At 69.1% G+C, this 18131-nt stretch carries 19 protein-coding genes; 12 read left to right on the top strand and 7 right to left on the bottom strand.

The window, feature by feature from the left end:
• Window positions 1-254: 254 nt before the first annotated feature.
• The gene (locus tag G3A44_RS14235; RefSeq protein WP_163458192.1) at window positions 255-1319 is read right to left on the bottom strand and encodes a glycosyltransferase family 2 protein; all 1065 of its coding nucleotides are present in this window, start codon (window positions 1317-1319) and stop codon (window positions 255-257) included.
• Window positions 1320-1641: 322 nt separating this feature from the next.
• Here G3A44_RS14235 and G3A44_RS14230 point away from each other — a divergent pair, with 322 nt between their 5' ends.
• From G3A44_RS14230 to G3A44_RS14200, 7 genes are all read left to right on the top strand, one after another.
• A complete protein-coding gene (locus tag G3A44_RS14230) occupies window positions 1642-2484 on the top strand; it encodes a flagellin N-terminal helical domain-containing protein (protein WP_163458191.1) in 843 nt (280 codons plus the stop codon).
• Between the two features lie 366 nt (window positions 2485-2850).
• Window positions 2851-3699 (top strand): flagellin domain-containing protein, encoded by an 849-nt coding sequence (locus G3A44_RS14225; protein ID WP_163458190.1) that lies wholly within the window; start codon window positions 2851-2853, stop codon window positions 3697-3699.
• Between the two features lie 284 nt (window positions 3700-3983).
• Window positions 3984-4835 carry a flagellin N-terminal helical domain-containing protein gene (locus tag G3A44_RS14220; RefSeq protein ID WP_163458189.1) on the top strand — a complete coding sequence of 284 codons (852 nt, stop codon included), beginning with the start codon at window positions 3984-3986 and terminating at the stop codon, window positions 4833-4835.
• Window positions 4836-4968: 133 nt separating this feature from the next.
• Entirely contained in the window at window positions 4969-6408 is a 1440-nt protein-coding gene (gene fliD, locus G3A44_RS14215) for a flagellar filament capping protein FliD (RefSeq protein ID WP_163458188.1), read from the top strand.
• A gap of 267 nt (window positions 6409-6675) precedes the next feature.
• On the top strand, window positions 6676-7110 hold the full coding sequence (gene fliS / locus G3A44_RS14210; protein WP_163458187.1) for a flagellar export chaperone FliS: 435 nt from the start codon (window positions 6676-6678) through the stop codon (window positions 7108-7110).
• An 83-nt stretch (window positions 7111-7193) separates the two neighbouring features.
• On the top strand, window positions 7194-7493 hold the full coding sequence (locus G3A44_RS14205; protein WP_163458186.1) for a flagellar protein FliT: 300 nt from the start codon (window positions 7194-7196) through the stop codon (window positions 7491-7493).
• 103 nt (window positions 7494-7596) lie between these two features.
• A complete protein-coding gene (locus G3A44_RS14200) occupies window positions 7597-8361 on the top strand; it encodes a flagellar brake protein (protein WP_163458185.1) in 765 nt (254 codons plus the stop codon).
• Between the two features lie 67 nt (window positions 8362-8428).
• Here G3A44_RS14200 and G3A44_RS14195 read toward each other — a convergent pair whose 3' ends face one another.
• The 6 genes from G3A44_RS14195 to fliE form a co-directional block, all read right to left on the bottom strand.
• Window positions 8429-8788 carry an ATP-binding protein gene (locus G3A44_RS14195; protein WP_163458184.1) on the bottom strand — a complete coding sequence of 120 codons (360 nt, stop codon included), beginning with the start codon at window positions 8786-8788 and terminating at the stop codon, window positions 8429-8431.
• Between the two features lie 99 nt (window positions 8789-8887).
• Window positions 8888-9295, bottom strand: a complete 408-nt coding sequence (locus G3A44_RS14190; protein WP_163458183.1) for a hypothetical protein — start codon at window positions 9293-9295, stop codon at window positions 8888-8890.
• Window positions 9292-9672: a roadblock/LC7 domain-containing protein gene (locus G3A44_RS14185; protein WP_310734378.1), complete on the bottom strand. Its 381-nt coding sequence runs from the start codon at window positions 9670-9672 to the stop codon at window positions 9292-9294. Before G3A44_RS14185 ends, G3A44_RS14190 begins: the two co-directional genes overlap by 4 nt.
• A 1-nt stretch (window position 9673) precedes the next feature.
• A complete protein-coding gene (locus G3A44_RS14180) occupies window positions 9674-10207 on the bottom strand; it encodes a GTP-binding protein (RefSeq protein ID WP_163458181.1) in 534 nt (177 codons plus the stop codon).
• 66 nt (window positions 10208-10273) lie between these two features.
• The gene (locus G3A44_RS14175; RefSeq protein ID WP_163458180.1) at window positions 10274-11143 is read right to left on the bottom strand and encodes a hypothetical protein; all 870 of its coding nucleotides are present in this window, start codon (window positions 11141-11143) and stop codon (window positions 10274-10276) included.
• Window positions 11144-11853: 710 nt separating this feature from the next.
• On the bottom strand, window positions 11854-12180 hold the full coding sequence (fliE, locus tag G3A44_RS14170; protein ID WP_163458179.1) for a flagellar hook-basal body complex protein FliE: 327 nt from the start codon (window positions 12178-12180) through the stop codon (window positions 11854-11856).
• Window positions 12181-12408: 228 nt separating this feature from the next.
• On the opposite strand from fliE, the gene fliF reads away from it, so the two are divergent.
• From fliF to fliJ, 5 genes are read left to right on the top strand one after another with little or no spacing between them, the layout of a single operon-like run.
• The gene (fliF, locus tag G3A44_RS14165; protein ID WP_163458178.1) at window positions 12409-14172 is read left to right on the top strand and encodes a flagellar basal-body MS-ring/collar protein FliF; all 1764 of its coding nucleotides are present in this window, start codon (window positions 12409-12411) and stop codon (window positions 14170-14172) included.
• A 48-nt stretch (window positions 14173-14220) separates the two neighbouring features.
• Window positions 14221-15225, top strand: coding sequence for a flagellar motor switch protein FliG (fliG, locus tag G3A44_RS14160; RefSeq protein ID WP_163458177.1), 1005 nt, complete (start codon window positions 14221-14223; stop codon window positions 15223-15225).
• Complete coding sequence (locus G3A44_RS14155; protein WP_163458176.1) at window positions 15222-16160, top strand: flagellar assembly protein FliH; 939 nt, start codon at window positions 15222-15224, stop codon at window positions 16158-16160. The genes fliG and G3A44_RS14155 overlap by 4 nt, the downstream gene beginning before the upstream one ends.
• 24 nt (window positions 16161-16184) lie before the next feature.
• On the top strand, window positions 16185-17630 hold the full coding sequence (gene fliI, locus G3A44_RS14150; RefSeq protein WP_375138662.1) for a flagellar protein export ATPase FliI: 1446 nt from the start codon (window positions 16185-16187) through the stop codon (window positions 17628-17630).
• A 26-nt stretch (window positions 17631-17656) separates the two neighbouring features.
• Complete coding sequence (gene fliJ, locus G3A44_RS14145) at window positions 17657-18121, top strand: flagellar export protein FliJ (RefSeq protein ID WP_163458175.1); 465 nt, start codon at window positions 17657-17659, stop codon at window positions 18119-18121.
• The last annotated feature ends 10 nt before the right edge of the window (window positions 18122-18131 follow it).

The raw sequence follows: 18131 nt of genomic DNA, 5'->3' as shown, positions 1-18131 counted from the left end.
CCTCGCGCCTTCAGCGCCGCGTTGTAGACCTTCCAGTTCGTCGTGCGGTACTTCGTCCGCTTCTTCTTCGCTTCGCTCACGGCGTCAGTCTACGAGCACGCTCCCGCTCGCTTTGTGCAACAGAGCCGGTTGGGCCTAGACCATGCACTCACCGTGGGCCATCCGGCGCAGATCTCCGCGACAAGCCCGGCACAGGGACATTGCTGCGGGTCGCCTGCGCAAACCACGGTGTTCAAGGCAACGCTGGCCAGTCCTCAACCCAGTTGGGAGAGGCCAACGCCCGGCGGCAGTTGCTCCCGCAGCACCGCCAGGTTGTGGGCCGCCAGGTGGCTGCCACGGCCCAGCACGGCCCCTTCCAGGTCCGGCCGCTCGCCCAGGGCCAGGCAGCGCTCCCAGGCGTTCTCGATCATGGGCAGCAGCTGCGCAGCGCGTCGCGGCTCGCGGGCGGCCCAGTCCAGCATCACGTCACCCAGGGTGAAGAAGAAGTCGGGCGACTCCTTCCAGACGGGCAAGCCGGCTTCGGCCAGCAAGATGGCCCGTTCATGCTCGCCCACGCACTTGAGGGCATGCAGTCGGCGCACGGTCAGGTCATGCAGCCAGGCGGGAAACTGCAGCGGCTGCTCACGCAGCAGGCCCTCCGCGTGGTCGAAGCTGGCCACGGCCTCGCGGTAGCGGGCATACACATCATGGTCCTTGCCCAGCTGGTACCACAGGTAGGCATCCTGGGGTGACTCGTGCAGGGCCGCCCGCAGCAGCGCCGCGTTGCGTCCGGCCTTGCCGGCCAGGGCCGCCTCGCTGTAGCCACTGTGGTGCAGGCGCACCGGCAGGCGGCGCACCGGCAGCTGGTGGCGGACCTGTTCATGGATGCGACCGCTGTAGCGCAGGTGGCCGGGCAGCACCCGGCTGATCCAGCTCGGTGCCAGGCTGCTCTGGGCGCCCAGGCCCTGGCGACTGTCCACACGCAGGCTGCCGACGAAGGTGGGCTCGAATTGGCGCAGGGCCGCCACGGCCTCTCCGCCTTGGACCAGCAGTTCATCCGCGTCCAGCACCAGGTGCCAGTCGGCGCCGGCCAGGGCCAGGGCCTGGTTGCGGGCAGCCGCGAAGTCATTGCGCCAGCGCGTCTGCTCCACGCGGGCGCCGGCAGCCCGTGCCAAGGCCACGGTGTCATCCTGGGAGCCGGTGTCGAGGACCAGGGCGTCGTCCACCCACGGCAGCGCGCTGGCCAGGGCGGCCTGGATGCGCAAAGCCTCGTCGCGCACGATCATGACCAGGGCAACGCGGCGCAGGCCCTGGCGGGCGGGGTGGACGGTGGCATTCATGGCGAAATCTTTAGGGCTGCAGGCCGGTGCGAAAGCTCCGATAAGCCCGCTGTGGGCCCGCCAGTTGGCGCGATGCCCGCTGCTGCAGGGCCCCCGGCCCCACCGGCCCACCGCAGGCAACCCTGGGGTGGGCGGCCGACCTGCGACCTGGTCAGGACGCTTTTTTCAATCGATTGAAAAGAGGGTGAAAAGACCCTCAAGTCTGGCGATCGATCTGCCGAAAGGGAATCCAAGGCCCCTCTCTCCCCGCATGGAAGTGGTGGCGGGGCGGCCTGTCGGGGGCCTGTTGGCCCTGGATGGATGACCCGCGTAGGAGCAGGCAATGAGCCAGACCATCAACACCAATGTCATTTCACTCAATGCGCAGCGCAATCTGAACGGCTCGCAGAACTCCCTGGCCACCACGATGCAGCGCCTGTCCTCCGGGTTGCGCATCAGCTCGGCCAAGGACGATGCGGCCGGCCTGGCCATTGCCGAGCGCATGAACGCGCAGGTGCGCGGCATGAACGTGGCCATCCGCAACGCCAACGACGGCATCTCGCTGGCGCAGACGGCCGAGGGCGCGCTGTCCAAGGTGGGCGACGCGCTGCAGCGCATGCGCGAGCTGGCGGTGCAGAGCCGCAACGCCACCAACTCCACCTCGGACAAGGACTCGCTGAACAAGGAGTTCCAGGAGCTGCAGTCGGAGATCGGGCGCATCCTGGGAGGCACCAGCTTCAACGGCCGGCACATGCTGGGCTCGGACGCCACGTCCATGACGTTCCAGGTGGGTGCCAACACCACGGGTGACGACGTGGTGACCATCACCACCTCCAACATGACCAGCGCCACCGACATCACGGCGGTGACCAGCAGCGCGAGCATCGACTCCAACGCCACGGCAGGGGCCATCGCCGACGTGATCGACGACATCGATGCGGCCATTGACACGATCAACGACGAGCGTGCGACCTTCGGCGCCTCCCAGAGCCGCTTCGAGGCCATCATCTCCAGCCTGCAGACAGGGGTGGAGGCGCAGAGCGCGGCGCGGGGCCGGATCATGGACGCGGACTTCGCGCAGGAGACGGCCAACCTCAGCCGCGCGCAGATCCTGCAGCAGGCCGGCACCGCCATGGTGGCCCAGGCCAATCAGCTGCCCCAGACCGTCCTGTCGCTTCTTCGATGACGCCCGCCTGAACCTCTCCGCCTGGCGGCAACCCGCCGGGCCGCGGGGACCGGGTCCACCGGTCCCCGGAAAAGCGGCGGGCTCTCCTGCCGATTGAGCCGCCACCGCGCAGGCCGGGTGTCGCCTGGGCGGATCTGGCCGGCAAACGGCGGCCAATCTCTTCTCAAGTTCTTCCGCGGCCTTTCCGATAGCCCAGGCATCGGGTCTTGCAACCGCAGGTCCCGAGGTCCGGTGAGATGGCCAAGGGTCAGGCAACGCCTTCAACCGCAAGGCGCTTCCCGACCGGAGGAGCACCTGGTGCTGGACGTGAAGGACGGTGCCGGTGCTTAACCGGAGGCTTTTGGAGAATCGAGTAGGAGTATCAACATGGCTCAAACCATCAACACCAATCTGTCGTCGCTGAATGCGCAGCGCAACCTGGGGTCTTCGCAGAGCTCGCTGGCCACGTCCATGCAGCGCCTGTCTTCGGGTCTGCGGATCAACTCGGCCAAGGACGATGCGGCCGGCCTGGCCATCGCCGAGCGCATGAACGCCCAGGTGCGCGGCATGAACGTGGCCATCCGCAACGCCAATGACGGCATCTCCATGGCGCAGACCGCCGAGGGGGCGCTGTCCAAGGTCGGTGACGCCCTGCAGCGCATGCGTGAGTTGGCGGTGCAGAGCCGCAACGCGACGAACTCCACCTCCGACAAGGATTCGCTGAACAAGGAGTTCGGCGAACTGCAGAAGGAGATCCAGCGCGTGCTGGGCGGCACCGCCTTCAACGGCAAGCACATGCTGGGCACCGACGCCACGGCCATGACCTTCCAGATCGGCGCCAACACCACCTCGGACGACGTGGTGACGGTGACGACCCAGAACATGACCACGCACACCGACATCACCGCGGTGACCAGCAGCACCATGGCCACGATCGACTCGACGGCCACCGCCGGCGCCATCGCCACGGTGATTGACAACATCGACACCGCCATCGACACGATCAACGACGAGCGGGCCACCTTCGGTGCGACGCAGAGCCGCTTTGACTCGATCATCGCCAACCTCAACGTCTCGGTGGAAAACCAGTCGGCCGCGCGGGGACGCATCATGGACGCGGACTTCGCGACGGAGACCGCCAACATGAGCCGCACCCAGATCCTGCAGCAGGCCGGCACCGCCATGGTGGCCCAGGCCAACCAACTGCCGCAGCAGGTGCTGCAGTTGCTGGGATGAGGCCGGGTCGGCGCGTCGCGGCCCCGGCCGCGATGCCCGCCGCCTGCGTGTGGCGGGCACCCGAGACGATACGGAAGAGGCGGGCAGGTCCCGCCTCTTCTGCTTTTGGGGGCACCATCCGCACCTGTCCGAAATGTGCAGCCAAGTGCTTGCATTTCACGGCTTTGGCCCACAGGGCGCACTTCCAGAATGAGGCCATCGTCACCCAAGCAGTCAGGGCGTGACGACCTTCCGCTCAAGACCCGGCCCGGCAGGCCTCTTGGCGATTCTTGAGGAGTGTTCGCATGCCGCAGACCATCAACACCAACTTGGCGTCGCTCAACGCGCAGCGCAATCTGAACGCTTCGCAAGCCTCGCTGACCACCTCCATGCAGCGCCTGTCCTCAGGCCTGCGGGTCAACTCGGCCAAGGACGATGCCGCGGGGCTGGCCATCGCCGAGCGCATGAACGCGCAGGTGCGCGGCATGAACGTGGCCATCCGCAATGCCAACGACGGGATCTCGCTGGCCCAGACGGCCGAAGGCGCGCTCGCCAAGGTCAGCGATGCCCTGCAGCGCATGCGCGAGCTGGCGGTGCAGAGCCGCAACGCCTCCAACAGCAGCTCCGACAAGGACTCCCTGAACAAGGAGTTCCGTGAGCTGCAGGAGGAAATCGACCGGGTGCTGGGTGGCACGACCTTCAACGGCAAGCACATCCTGTACACCGACGCGACGGACATGACGTTCCAGATCGGGGCCAACACCACGTTCGACGACGAGGTGCATGTCATCACGGTGAACATGAAGCAGGCGACCGACATCACCACGGTGACCTCCACCACCGGCGCCTCCATCGACCAAAACGCCACCATCGGCGCCATCGCCACCGTGATCGACAACATCGACACGGCGATCGACTCGGTCAACGACCTGCGCGCCACCTTCGGCGCCAACCAGAGCCGCTTCGACGCGATCATCTCCAATCTGCAGGTGTCGGTGGAGAACCAGTCGGCTGCCCGCAGCCGCATCATGGATGCGGACTTCGCGGTGGAGACCTCCAACATGAGCCGCACCCAGATCCTGCAGCAGGCTGGCACCGCCATGGTGGCCCAGGCCAACCAGCTGCCGCAGCAGGTGATGCAGCTGCTGCAGGGCTGAAAGCGGCCCCGCCGTGGAGACCGCCCGGTCCTGAGGGCCGCAGGCCTGCCACGGCCGCCGCGGCGCCGACTTTCAAGTCCCGGCGCCTGCAGGCCGATATGCCGGACAGATCCATCGTCTGAGGAGCCCGCGCATGGCCTCGATCAGTTCCCTGGGCATCGGCTCCGGCCTCGATGCCGAATCCATCATCTCCAGCCTGATGTCGGTGGAGCGCAGGCCCATCGACCTGATCACCAGCGAGAACAAGACCCTCAGCACCCAGGTCTCCGCCGTGGGCAAGCTGCAGAGTTATGTCGACGCCTTGAAGACCAAGTCCGAAGCCATCACCGGCATCGGCCTGTGGAACACCAAGGCCTTCAAGTCCGCCGACGAGACGGTGGTCACCGGCAGCGCCAGCGGCTCAGCCGCCGGCGGCAGCTACAGCATGAGCGTCCAGCAGATGGCCGCTGCGCAGACGGTGACCGCCAGCCAGGCGATGCCCAGCGCCGCCAGCACGCTCAATGAAGGCAGCCTGACGATCACCCTGGGCGCCTGGAGCGGCACCAGCTTCAGCGCCAAGAGCGGCGCCACGCCCGTCACCGTGAACATCGGCGCCGGCGAGACCAGCCTGGCGGCCATCCGCGACAAGATCAACGCCGCGGGCGCAGGCATCAAGGCCACCATCGTCAACGACGCCAACGGCGCGCGGCTGTCGCTGCGTTCGGCCGAGACCGGGGCGGAGAACGGCTTCAAGATCACCGCCACCGAGACCACCGACGACGGTGACGTGGACACCGGCCTGTCCTCGCTGGGTTTTGACCGCGCCGCGGTGGACAACCCCACCACGCTCAACCAGCTGGCGGCCAACGCACGGGCCACCATCAACGGCATCTCTGTGGAGTCGACCAGCAACACCTTCACCGATGTGGCCGATGGCCTGTCGTTGACCGTGGGCAAGGTGTCGACTTCCGCGGTGGAAGTCAGCGTCGCCGACGACAAGGAAGCCATCCGCACCGCGGTCAAGGAGTTCGTCACCGCCTACAACGACCTGGCCAATTACATCCGCGAGCAGACCAAGTACGACGCCACCAGCAAGACCGGCGGCACCCTGCAGGGCGACCGCACCACCATCGCCCTGCAGTGGCAATTGCGTGGCGTGATCAACCAGGGCAGCAGCGCCTCCTCAGAGTGGTCCCGGCTCTCGGAGGTCGGCATCACGATGAAGCAGGACGGCACGTTGAGCGTCAAGACCAGCGCGCTGGACACCGCCCTGGAGGACCCGGCCGAGCTGCGCAAGCTGCTGGCCACCGACGGCACCAGCAGCGCCAACTCCGGCTTCATGGACCGCTTCCGAGACCTGGCCAAGGCGGTCAACGACACCACCACCGGCCTGCTGCAGCTGCGCGAGGATGGGCTCAATGCCCAGATCAAGCGCAACGAGAAGCGCATCACGCAGATGGAGGACCGCCTGACCGACACCGAAAAGCGGGTGCGGGCCCAGTACCAGGCGCTGGACACCTCCATGGCCAAGCTCTCCTCGCTGTCGAGCTACGTCACCCAGCAGCTCTCCAGCCTCTACAGCAACAACAGCTGACGACAGGTAGGTAGATTGGCAGGCAGGCAGGCAGGTAGGTAGGAAGCCTGCCCTGCCCACTCCGTCCCCTGCCCGGCACCCGCTCCTGGCCCCCTGCCTCGCCAGGGCCCGTCACGGCGCCGACGGTGGCAGTGCCAGTCCTGCCAGAAGCCGAGCCGACCCAAACGTGGAAACGCCCCCGTCCAGCCGCCAACTCCTTCTCAAGTTGCCGACGGCCAGCGTCGATAACTCATGCAAGGATCAACACAACAGCACGAGAGACGCACGATGTTCAGCTCCACCCTGTCCTCTGCCTACGGTCGTCCCGGCGCCATGGCCCACGCCTACCGCCGCATCGGTCTGGAGACCGCTGTGGACGACGCCAGCCCGCACAAGCTCATCGAACTGCTCTTTGACGGTTATGTGGATGCGCTGCAGCTGGCCCGCGGCGCCCTGCGCAACGGCCAGGTCGAGCAGAAGGGGCGCGCCATCGGCCGCGCCGCCCGCATCGTCGAGGAAGGCCTCAAGGCCGGCCTGAACATGCGCGAGGGCGGCCGGCTGGCCGCCGACCTGCGCGCCCTCTACGACTACCTCACCATGCGCCTGACGCTGGCCAATTTGCGCAACGACGACCAGATCCTGGAGGAATGCCTGCAACTGGTCGAACCCCTGCGCCAAGCCTGGAAGGACATCGGTCCGCGCGTCACCCGCCGCCCCAGCTGACCCTTTGCGACGTCCTCAGACGCCTACACACGATGAACGCCCACACCTCCGGGGCTCCCCCCGGATTCCGCCGGATGTCCGCCATGAGCACCAGCCTGCTGAACTACTACGAGGCCATCGAGCGCGCCAGCGCCGACATGCTGGACGCCGCCCGAAACGGCCACTGGGATGAGGTGGTCAAGCTTGAAGGCGCCTGCGCCGTGCTGATTGCCCAGCTGCGCCAAGCCGCCCAGACCGAGGCCCTGGCGGCCGAGGAGGCCAAGGCCAAGACCGTGATCATGCAGCGCATCCTCGTCAACGACGCCGAGATCCGCCACCTGGCCGAACCCTGGCTGGAGGACCTGGACCGGATGATGGCCGGCAAGACCAAGACCCTGCACTGACCCCGCAGGCCCAGCCCCTGCCGCCGCGCCCCCTCACGCGCTGCCCGCCCGCCTCCCGGCACCTCCGCCCCACGCACGCAGGCACGCCCATCCAAAGCCGACCATGCTGGCCGAACCTCCCGCCCCCCTGCCCACCGGCGCCGGCCCTGCCGCCCCAGCGTCCGCGGAGTACAGCATCACCGAGCCTGCGGCGGTGCAGGAGCTGCTGCGCAGCCTGATGGACCGCAACGTGCCCGTCACCCTGAGCGGCAGCGACGGCTCCGCCCTGCAGACCACCCTGTGGAGCGTGGACCATCCCAGCGGCCGCATCGCCTTCCAGGCGGATCTGGTGGCCCCACAGCTGCAGCAGCTGGTGGAGGCTGAAGAGGCCACCGCCATCGGCTACCTGGACCAGGTCAAGGTGCAATTCGACGTGGCCGAGCTGATGCTGGTGCATGGCGGGCGCGCCAGCGTGCTGCAGGCCGCCCGGCCGCCACAAGTCTTCCGGTTCCAGCGGCGCACGGCCTACCGCGTGCGCCTGCTCCACCACCTGGCGCCCATGGTCAGCTTCCGCCATCCGCAGCTGCCGGACATGCTGCTGGAGCTGCGCATGCTGGACCTGAGCGCCGGCGGCTGCGCGCTGCTGCTGCCGCTGTCCATGCCCCCAGTGCCGCCGGGCGTGCGCATCAACGGCGCCCGCATGATGCTGGAGGACCGGCTGCAGCTCGATGTGTGCCTGGTGGTGCACCATGTCACCGCCATCCAGCCCGGTGGCGAGAACGCCCGGCTGGGCTGCGAGCTCCTCGGCCTGCAACCTCCGGCCCAGCGGGCCCTGCAGCGCTACATCGACCAGGCCCAGAAGACCCGGCGCATGATGGCGCTGGATTGAGCGTCACGCCCTGCCCCGCGCCACAGACCGCCCCCCCCTGCGCAGGGGGGACGTCAGACCTGCGGCCTCAGAACGTCAGGCTCTTGTCCACGTCCTGCAGCTTGCGCCGGGCCAGGGCCAGGTTGCTCTTGCCCTTGTCCAGCACGAAGTAGACGAAAGTGCCTTCCTTGCGCGAGGACGGGCGGATCAGGTGGTACTGCTTGCCCAGGGTGATCAGGATGTCCTCGATCACATCGTTCAGGCCCAGCTGGCGCATGGTCTTGAGCTTGGCGCGCACCACCTCGGTGTTGCCGGCCGCGGCCACTTCCAGGTCCACGCCGGAGCCGGTGGAGCCCAGCATCATGCCGCTCTCCGAATCGACCACCGCAGCGCACATGGCGCCGTCGCAGGTCATCAGTTCATCCAGGGTTTGGCGGATTGTGGCCATGTCGTGTCCTTCTTGAAGTCTCGCAGGGGGTGTGGGTCTACGGGTCCGGCATCCCCTGGTGCCGCCGGACTTTTGTAGGGGTAAGGGCGCAGGCTCGACTCAGGATTGGGGAGCCGGCTCAGCGCTCAAGCCTTGCAGCGCCAGCCGCAGCGTCTGCGCCAGCGAGGCGCTCAGGTGCTGCCATTGCCGCCAGTCAACCGCCCGGTGGCGGGCCACCGCCACCAGCAGCAGGTGGTGCTCCGGTACGCAGGGCAGCAGCACCACCACCCCTTCGCGGTGGTGCAGCGTGGCGGCGCCCAGGTCGCCCAGCGGCTCGAAGTGGGCATGCAGCCGTTCCTGCAGCCGCCAGTAGTCGACCGCGGCCTCCCAAACCAGGTGCGGTCCGAAATCGACCCCCGCGCGGTGCCACAGCAGGCCGCTGCTGGCGTCCACCAGGGCACAGCCCTGGACGCCCGGCGCCTGGGCCAGCAGCGCCTGCAGCGCCTGCGCCATCTGTGCGGCCTTCATGCCTCCAGCCCCCGGGCCGCCTCGGCCACCGCATGCAGCACGAGACCGAGCAGTACCTGACGGTGGGTCAAGGCCGCAAGCACCAGCCGCACACCGCCCCGGCGGCAAGGCCTCAGCACCAAGTAGCCCGCCTGGGCGTCCACGACAAAGCTGGTGACGGCGCCCATGTCGGCCTCCCGGCTGGCCACCTCACCGATGGCGGTGATCGAGCTGGTCATGGCGGCCAGCCGCGCGGCCTCCACGCCCTGTCGGGCCGCACAGGCCACGTCAAAGCCGTCCTCGGTGGCCACCACCACCGCCCGCGCGTCTTCCAGGCGGTCCAGCAGCGCCTGCGCCGCGCGTGCGCAGGCGGCCTGCAAGTCAGGATCCAGGTTCACGTCACGCCTCCCAACAGCTGGCCTCGGCTTGGGCCAGCACGGTATCGAGCAGCAGCAGCACGTCTTCGCGCTGGCGCACATCCACCGCCATCACCGGATACACCCGGCCACGGCGTTGCAACTCATCCATGAACACGTCCAGCGCCGGCGACGGGTGGGTCTCGGTGCGACCCACCCCCACGGCGCAGGCCACCCCGTCCAGGGCGTCACCCAGCCCGTCCAGCACCTCCAGGAGGTCCTGCACAGGATCCGGGCGGCTGTTGTCCAGCAGCAGCACCAGGCCCAGTGCATCGCGGGCCAGGATGCGCCACATGAACTCAAAGCGGCTCTGCCCTGGCGTGCCAAACAGGCGGACCTGATCGCCCTCGCCCAGGGCCAGCACGCCAAAGTCCAAACCCACCGTGGTCTGGGCCTTGTTCAGCGACGGGTCATGGTTGGCCACGTCGGTGTTGACCGGCGCCACATCGCTGATGGCCGCAATGGCCGTGGTCTTGCCCGCCCCGGGGGGACCGGTGAAAACGATCTTGAACTCCATCGCCCGTGCTCCCTCAGTGACTTCCGCTTCCTGGCGACCCGCCGCGCCACGACCTGGTCGTGCCGCTCATGCCAAACCCAGGTGGGTACGCAGCCGAGCCAGCAGGCCGCTGACCGGCGGCGCCGCCGGACGCAGGGTGGCGGCAGCAGGCGACCGCGACAAGGGGCCGGGCGACCCGGCCGGGCTGAGCGGCCTCGCCGTGGCACGCTCCACCACGGCGTCAAAGGGATTGAGGGCCGGCGCGGTCGGGCCGGTGGCCCAACCTTCGCCACCGGTCAGCAGGTTCTCCCGGGCCAGGGTCCGGATGAACGACAGGCTGGTGGCCAGGTCCACGCCCCCCAGGCGGGACAGTTGCTCCACATCCAACGGACGGGCGGCGAGAAAGCCTGCAAGCCGCGGGTAGCGGGGGTGCATGGACAGCAGGGACCGCCCGGGCCAACGGACCAGCCGCACGGCATGGCCTTGCCCGGCCGCCCGGGCCGGCGCCGCCGCGGTGGGGCTTGCCGCACAGGCCTCGCCCTGCGGCACGGTACCCGGGGTGTTCGGCGGGGCGCTAGGCAGGGGAATCGGCCGCGCCGGCACCTGCGCAGGCGCCTCGGGGGCAGACACCGGGACAGGCGCCAGCAGCTGCCGCTCGGCCGCGCGCAGCAGGGCCGAGAAGGACTCCAGCTGGAACGGACGGCGCAAGGTCAACGCCGGCATCCCGGCCTGCTCTGGGGCAGACCGTTCTGGCGCCAGCACCCAGGCCAGCAGCCGATAGGGCGCGGCACAGGCCTGCGGCACATCGGCCTGGCCCCACAGCAGCAGGTCGGCCGGCCCGTCGGGCACCAACGTCCACTCCACGCCGGCCTTGCGGCCGACGTAGTTGAGGTAGACCCGAAACACCTCCTGATCGAAATGCCCGAAGGCATCGGCACGCAGCCGTAAAGCGGTCATGCAGAGATCCCCTCTTGATGGTCAGAAACAGTATGACCACCTTGATTTGTTACTGCATGCATCTTTCTGTAACACACCGGACGGTCTTGCACGATGGGGTCTGAAGTGCTTTGGGGTGAGGAAGTACGCTGGAAACGCGACGCCACCCTTGCATTGCGCCAAAACGGCACAACTGGTTGCGGGCGCAATCAACGGGCGCAGCAAAACACGTTGACATTTGAGCAACCGCGCACCGCTGGTCGCCCCATGGGGCCTTTTGTCGCCCTTTTTCCTTACCCTGAACAGGCCTTTCGTGTCAGTCCAATGTCAGACACGACGCCTCCGTCTGTATACATTGTGACGTATTCCCGAAACAGATGAAATTCCGATGAAACTACTCTGATCCTGGGCAAAGTTCCATCGGGCGCAGAAGTCCCCCATAAGGGTGACACGAGGCACAGGGAGCTCCGCAGGTGGCGGTCAGGGTCGATCCGGAATCCGGTGAAGAGCGTTCGCATCGAGGTGGTGCGCCAGGGCCGTCGCGCCCCGCAGCCGCGGGCCATCGCGCAAACGCGTATCGAGGCTCCCCGGCTGAGCCTGCAAGCGGGTATCTGTTACAAGTTGACCGCCCGGCGGTGGGGGCCGCGCGGCGCCTTCCCGGGGCGCGTGGCCGTTTCACCACACGCCCGCACCACCACCGCGCGCCGGTCCGGCGGCCGTGGCCACAGGCTTCAAACCTGCATGTTCATGATCTCGGTGTAAGCCTGCACCATGCGGTTGCGCACCGACACCACGGCCTGGAAGCCGATCTGGCTCTTCTGCATGGCCACCATGGTCTCCTCCAGGCTCACCGTCGGGTTGCCCAGCTGCACCTCGCGCTGCAGGCGCTGGGACTCGTTCTGCTGGGTACTCACCGACTTCAGGGCCTGGCTCATGGCCGTCTGGAAATTGGCCGGTTCGGCCGACGTCGCCACCTTCTTCAAGGGCGTGCCATCGGGCGCCAGGCCGGCGCGGGCGGCAGCCTGGGCGAAGTCGAACGGCTTGAGCTTGAGGTCCATGGCGGTCTCCCAGGGGGACGGGCCCGACCCGGACGGCGCACGCGCCAGCGCCAGGGTGGGGAATGGCCGGGATCCTAGAGATCACTTGCATGGCGCGAAGAGCCAAAGTGCCCGGCCAATCGTCCACTACTTGGGCATTGGCCGTGGCAGGGGGGCCCCAACAATGCCGCACAGAGGGGAGTTCCGGGGCAAGCGTGCGCCCGGTGCCGCCCAGACAACGCCCCGACCATGGACGCCGAAGCACTGCCTGTACCCGCCGCCGCGCCCGAGCTGCCTCCCGCCGCCGCCGCCACGCCCGAGCCCCCGCGCACGGCCATGGACAAGCTGCGCGCCCTGCCGCCGGCCGCCAAGATCAAGCTGGGCGTGGGCGTAGCCCTGCTGCTGGCCCTGCTGGTGGGCGTGCTGCTGTGGAGCAACCGCAGCGAGTGGAAGGTGCTCTACGCCAACCTCAACGAGAAGGACCAGGCGGCGGTCATCGCCCAGCTCACGCAGCAGAACGTGCCCTACAAGTACACCGACGGCGGCGGCGCCATCCTGGTGCCGGCCGAGCGGGTGTACGACCTGAAGATGAAGCTGGCCGCGGCCGGGCTGCCCAAGGCCGGCCTGCCCGGCAACGAGATTCTCGACAACGCCCGCTTCGGCCAGACCGATCGCCAGGAGCGCAGCAACCTGCAGCGCGCCCTGGAAGGGGAGCTGGTGCGCACCATCATGCGCCTGGACGGCATCGAGGAGGCACGGGTCCACCTGGCCCTGCCGGTGCAGAACGGCTTCTTTCGGGAGCAGCAGAAGCCCAGCGCCAGCGTCATGGTCACCATGCTGCCCGGGCGCACCCTGGACCGCGGCCAGACCGCGGCCATCGTCCACCTGGTGTCCTCCAGCGTCTCCGAGCTCAACCCCAAGGCGGTCAGTGTGCTGGACCACCACGGCAACCTGCTGTCGGGCCCGGGCGAAGACCAGGCCAAGAGCCTGGATGAGCAACAGCTCAAGTACGTGCGGGAGATCGAGGCCGAGTACCTCAAGCGGGTGCAGGCCATCCTGGAGCCGGTGCTGGGCAAGGACAATGTGCGCGCCACCGTCACCGCCGAGATCGACTTCTCGCAGAGCGAAGCCACCTCCGAGGCCTACAAGCCCAACCAGGGGGAGAACACCACGTCCGCGGTGCGCAGCCAGCAGATTTTGGAGTCGGCCGGGCCGGGCCAGCAGCTGCCCACCGGGGTGCCCGGTGCCGCCACCAACCAGCCCCCGGTGCCGGCCACCGCCCCCGTCAACGGCGCGGCCCCGCCGCTCACCGCCTCGACCACCACCACCGTGGGCGGAGGCAGCAAGCGCGAGAACGTCACCAACTTCGAGCTCGACCGCACGGTGCGGGTGGTACGCAACGCCACCGGTCAGATCCGCCGGATCACGGCGGCCGCCGTGGTCAACCACCGGCTGGTCACCGACCCCAAGGGCAAGGCCGGCGCCCAGCCCCAGCCCCTGCCGCAAGAGGAGCTCGACAAGCTGACCGCCCTGGTGCAGGAGGCGGTGGGCTACAGCCGCGACCGCGGCGACTCGGTGCGGGTGGTCAACGTGCCCTTCCGGGCCGACAAGGGCGAGCCCGAGCCCGAGCTGCCGCTGTGGAAGCAGGCCTGGTTCCTGGAGATGCTCAAGGCCGGGGCACTGCCGGCGGCCGTGTTGCTGGGCGCGCTGGTGCTGATGTTCGGGGTGATCCGCCCGACCCTCAAGGAGGCCTTCGCCCCGCCCCCTCCGCCTCCGCCGCCAGAGGAGGAGGAGAAGGCCACCCAGCTGCTGGACGCCGTGGTCGACGAAGGCGCCGCCCTGCCCGGCGCCGAGGGCGGCGCGCCCGCCCTCGAAGGCATGCCCTCGGGCCTGCCCGCGCTGGAGGCGCCGCAGGAGAACACCCTGCTGGAGCAGGCCCGCCGCCTGGCCCGGGAGAACCCCGTGGCCGTGGCCAACATCATGCGCGACTGGGTCAACGGCGAGGCTGGCTGAGCCCACGCGCCCCCGGCCCGCCCCCCACCTTCCCACCCCGACACCACCATGCCCGGATCCGAAGACCAAGGCGTCGAGAACGCCGCCATCCTCCTCATGTCGCTGGGGGAGGAGGAGGCCGCCAACGTCTTCAAGCACCTGGGGCCCAAGGAAGTTCAAAAGCTCGGCGAAACCATCGCCCGCATGAAGGTGATCCCGCGTGAGCGGGTGGAATCGGTGCTGGAGAAGTTCGCCGGCGAGGCCGAGAAGCAGCACATGCTGGTGGCCGACACCGACCAGTACGTCAAGAGCGTACTGCGCAAGGCCCTGGGCGATGACAAGGCCAACATGCTGATCGACCGCATCCTGCAAGGCAGCGACATCAGCGGCATCGAGAGCCTCAAGTGGATGGACGCCGGCAGCGTGGCCGAACTGCTGCGCAACGAGCACCCGCAGATCATTGCCGCCATCCTGGTGCACCTGGACCAGGACCAGTCCAGCAGCGTGCTCAAGCAGTTCAGCGAACGCCAGCGCAACGAGGTGCTCATCCGCATCGCCACCCTCGACGGCATCCAGCCCAGCGCGCTCAAGGACCTCAACGAGGTGATGAGCAAGATCCTGGCAGGCGGCGATCGGCTCAAGAAGGCCTCGCTGGGCGGGGTCAAGGCTGCCGCCGAGATCATCAACCTCATGGGCAGCTCGGTGGAAACCTCAGCGCTGGACTACATCCGCGAGGCCGATGGCGACCTGGCCCAGAAGATCATGGACAACATGTTCACCTTCGAGGACCTCAACAAGCTCGACGACAAGGGCTTCCAGGCGGTGCTCAAGGAGGTGCAGAGCGACTCCCTGGTGGTGGCCCTCAAGGGCGCCACGCCCGAGCTGCGCGAAAAGGTCTTCCGCAACATGTCCAGCCGCGCCGCCGAGACCTTGCGAGAGGACCTCGAGGGCCGGGGGCCGGTGCGCGTCTCCGAGGTGGAGGCCGAGCAGAAGGAAATGCTCAAGATCGTCCGCCGCCTCGTGGACGAAGGCCAGATCGTGCTCGCCTCCGGCGGTGCGGATGACTTCGTATGAACACACCCAACCGCAACGCCCCGCGCCAGGTGCCACCGCCCCCGGGGACCCAACGCGCCCCGGCCGCCTACCAGCGCTTCATCCCCCGCGAAGAGCTGGAGGGCTTTGCCAGCTGGACGCCCGAGGCCATCGGCCCGGGGGGTCGGCCCGCGCCGAGCGCCACCTTCCCCGACCACGGACCGCGTCGCGAGCCCCCGGCACCGCCGCCCCCCGATCCGGTGGAGCTGGCCTGGCGCGAGCGCCTGGCCGAGGCCGAAGCCCGCGGCCTGGCCGAGGGCCTGCAGCAGGGCCGCGAGGAAGGCCTGCGCGAAGGCCATGCCCAAGGCCTGTCCGAGGGCCTGCAGCAGGGCCGCGAACAAGGCTGGCACGACGGCCACCGCGACGGCCTGGAGGCCCTGGACGCCGCGCGCCGGCAGTTCGCCCTGCAGGTCAGTGCGCAGGTGGGCCAGCTGGTGGCGCAGCTGCAGGACCAGCTGCAGGACCTGGAGCAGACCATGGCCGATGCCGTGGGCCGCAGCACCCTGCTGCTGGCGCGTCAGGTGCTGCGTACCGAGCTGCGCCAGCATCCGGAACAGGTGCTGCATGCCGCCCGCGAGGCCGTGGCCGCCATGATGCTGTCGGCCCGGCACATCCGGCTGATGCTGCATCCCGATGACCTGGCCCTGGTGCGCGAGGGCGCCGAACAGGTGCTGGCCGGCCGGCCCGTGACCCTGGTGGCCGACGCCCAGCTCGACCGGGGCGGCTGCCGCGTCGAGTCTGACCTGGGTCGGGTGGACGCCACCCTGGCTACACGCTGGTGGCAAGCCGCCAGCGCCCTGGGCGACGCCCCCGCCTGGGAGCCCGAGGCGCCCACACCGACCGAGGCCGAACCGGCGTCTGCGCCTGCGCCGGAACAGGCCCCGTCGCCCGGGCCCATCCCCGACCTGGGCCGCTGAACGTCCGCCTCCCCTGCCCGGCCCATGACCAACGCACCCGCCCCGATGCCCACGCAGGACATGCAGTCCGCCCTGCACCAGCGGCCCGAGCGCTGGCAACGCTACCTGCGCGACCTCACCCTGTACGCCGACCTGCCCCAGCCCCTGGAGATGCAGGGCGCCCTGGTGCGTGTGACCGGCCTGGTGCTGGAAGCCTCAGGGGTGCGCGCCCCGGTGGGCGCCATCTGCGCCATCGACGCCCCGGGCGAAGCCCCTGTGCGGGCCGAGGTGGTCGGCTTCGACGGCGACCGCGCCTTCCTCATGCCCACCGGCGAGCTGCATGGCCTGGCCAGCGGCGCCCGGGTGGTGCCCCTGCCCCTGCCCCACCACCCCCCGCGCCTGGGCCAGGACAACCACCCCTGGCGACGCAGCGAGGACCGCGGCCTGCACCTGCCCATGGGCGAAGGCCTGCTGGGCCGGGTGGTCGACAGCCACGGCCACCCCCTGGACCGCGCCGGCCCGCTGCAACAGGTGCGCAACGCCCCCATGCAGCGCCGGCCCATCAACGCCATGGACCGCGACCCGGTGCGCCAGCCGCTGGACACCGGCGTGCGCGCCATCAACGCCCTGCTCACCGTGGGCCGCGGCCAGCGGCTGGGACTGTTTGCCGGCACCGGCGTGGGCAAATCGGTGCTGCTGGGCATGATGGCCCGCTACACCGCAGCCGACGTCATCGTGGTCGGGCTGATCGGCGAGCGCGGCCGTGAAGTCAAGGAATTCATCGAGGACATCCTCGGCGAGGAGGGCCGCCACCGTGCGGTGGTGGTCGCTGCCCCGGCCGATGCCCCGCCGCTGATGCGCATGCAGGGCGCCACCTACGCCACCGCCATCGCCGAGCACTTCCGCGACCAAGGCCGGCACGTGCTGCTGCTCATGGACAGCCTGACCCGCTACGCCATGGCCCAACGCGAGATCGCCCTGGCCATTGGCGAGCCCCCCGCCACCAAAGGCTACCCGCCCAGCTGCTTTGCCAAGCTGCCGGCGCTGGTCGAGCGCTCGGGCAATGGCCTCAACGGCGTAGGCTCCATCACCGCCTTCTACACCGTGCTCACCGAAGGGGACGACCCGCAGGACCCCATCGCCGACGCCGCCCGAGGCATTCTGGACGGCCACATCGTGCTCAGTCGCGAACTGGCCGAGAGCGGCCACTTCCCCGCCATTGACGTGGAAAAGAGCATCTCGCGCGTCATGACCTCGGTGGCCCCGCGCGAACAGCTGGACGCCGCGCGCCGGGCCCGCCAGTGGCTGGCCCGCTACAACCGCGCCCGCGACCTGATCCAGCTGGGCGCCTACAACGCCGGTGCCGACCCCGAGCTGGACGCCGCCGTCAAGGTCTTCCCCGCGCTGCGCACCCTGCTGCAGCAGGACATGCATGAAGCCGCCGACCTGGCCACCAGCCGCCGCCTGCTGCTGGCCCTGGGCCCGCGCTGAACCGCCCCGCCGCCTGAGGTGACCCCATGAGCCAAGCCCAACGCCTGCAACTGCTGCACACCCTGCTGGAACGCGATGAGCGGCGCCGCGACCAGGCCCTGCTGGCCTGGCGCGAAGCGCAACGCCAGCTGGAGCGGGCCAGCGAGCAGTCCGATGCCTTGGTCACCTACCGGGCCGAATACCGCCAGCGCTGGGCCGCCCAGTTCAGCCGTGGCGCCCCCATCGAGGTGGTGCGCTGCTACCACGGCTTTGTGGAACGCCTGGAGCAGGCCATCGGCAGCCAGTCCAGCCAGGTGGAGGCCGCACGCGCCCGTGTGGCCGCCACCCAGCAGGCCCTGCACCAGCGCGAACTCAAGGTGGCCACGGTGCGGCGCCTCATCCAGCGCCGCCAGGAGGCCCAACAGCGGGCCGAACAGCTGCGCGAGCAGAAGAGCAACGACGAGGCCGCGCAGCGCCAGGCCTGGCGCCGCCGCAGTGCCCTGGCCGCCTGACCGGAGACCC

The sequence above is a fragment of the Ideonella livida genome (assembly GCF_010499455.1).
GTDB classification, from domain to species: Bacteria; Pseudomonadota; Gammaproteobacteria; order Burkholderiales; family Burkholderiaceae_C; genus Ideonella; species Ideonella livida.
The sequence above is the reverse complement of the archived record's forward strand: the minus strand, read 5'-3'. Positions and strand labels throughout refer to the sequence as shown.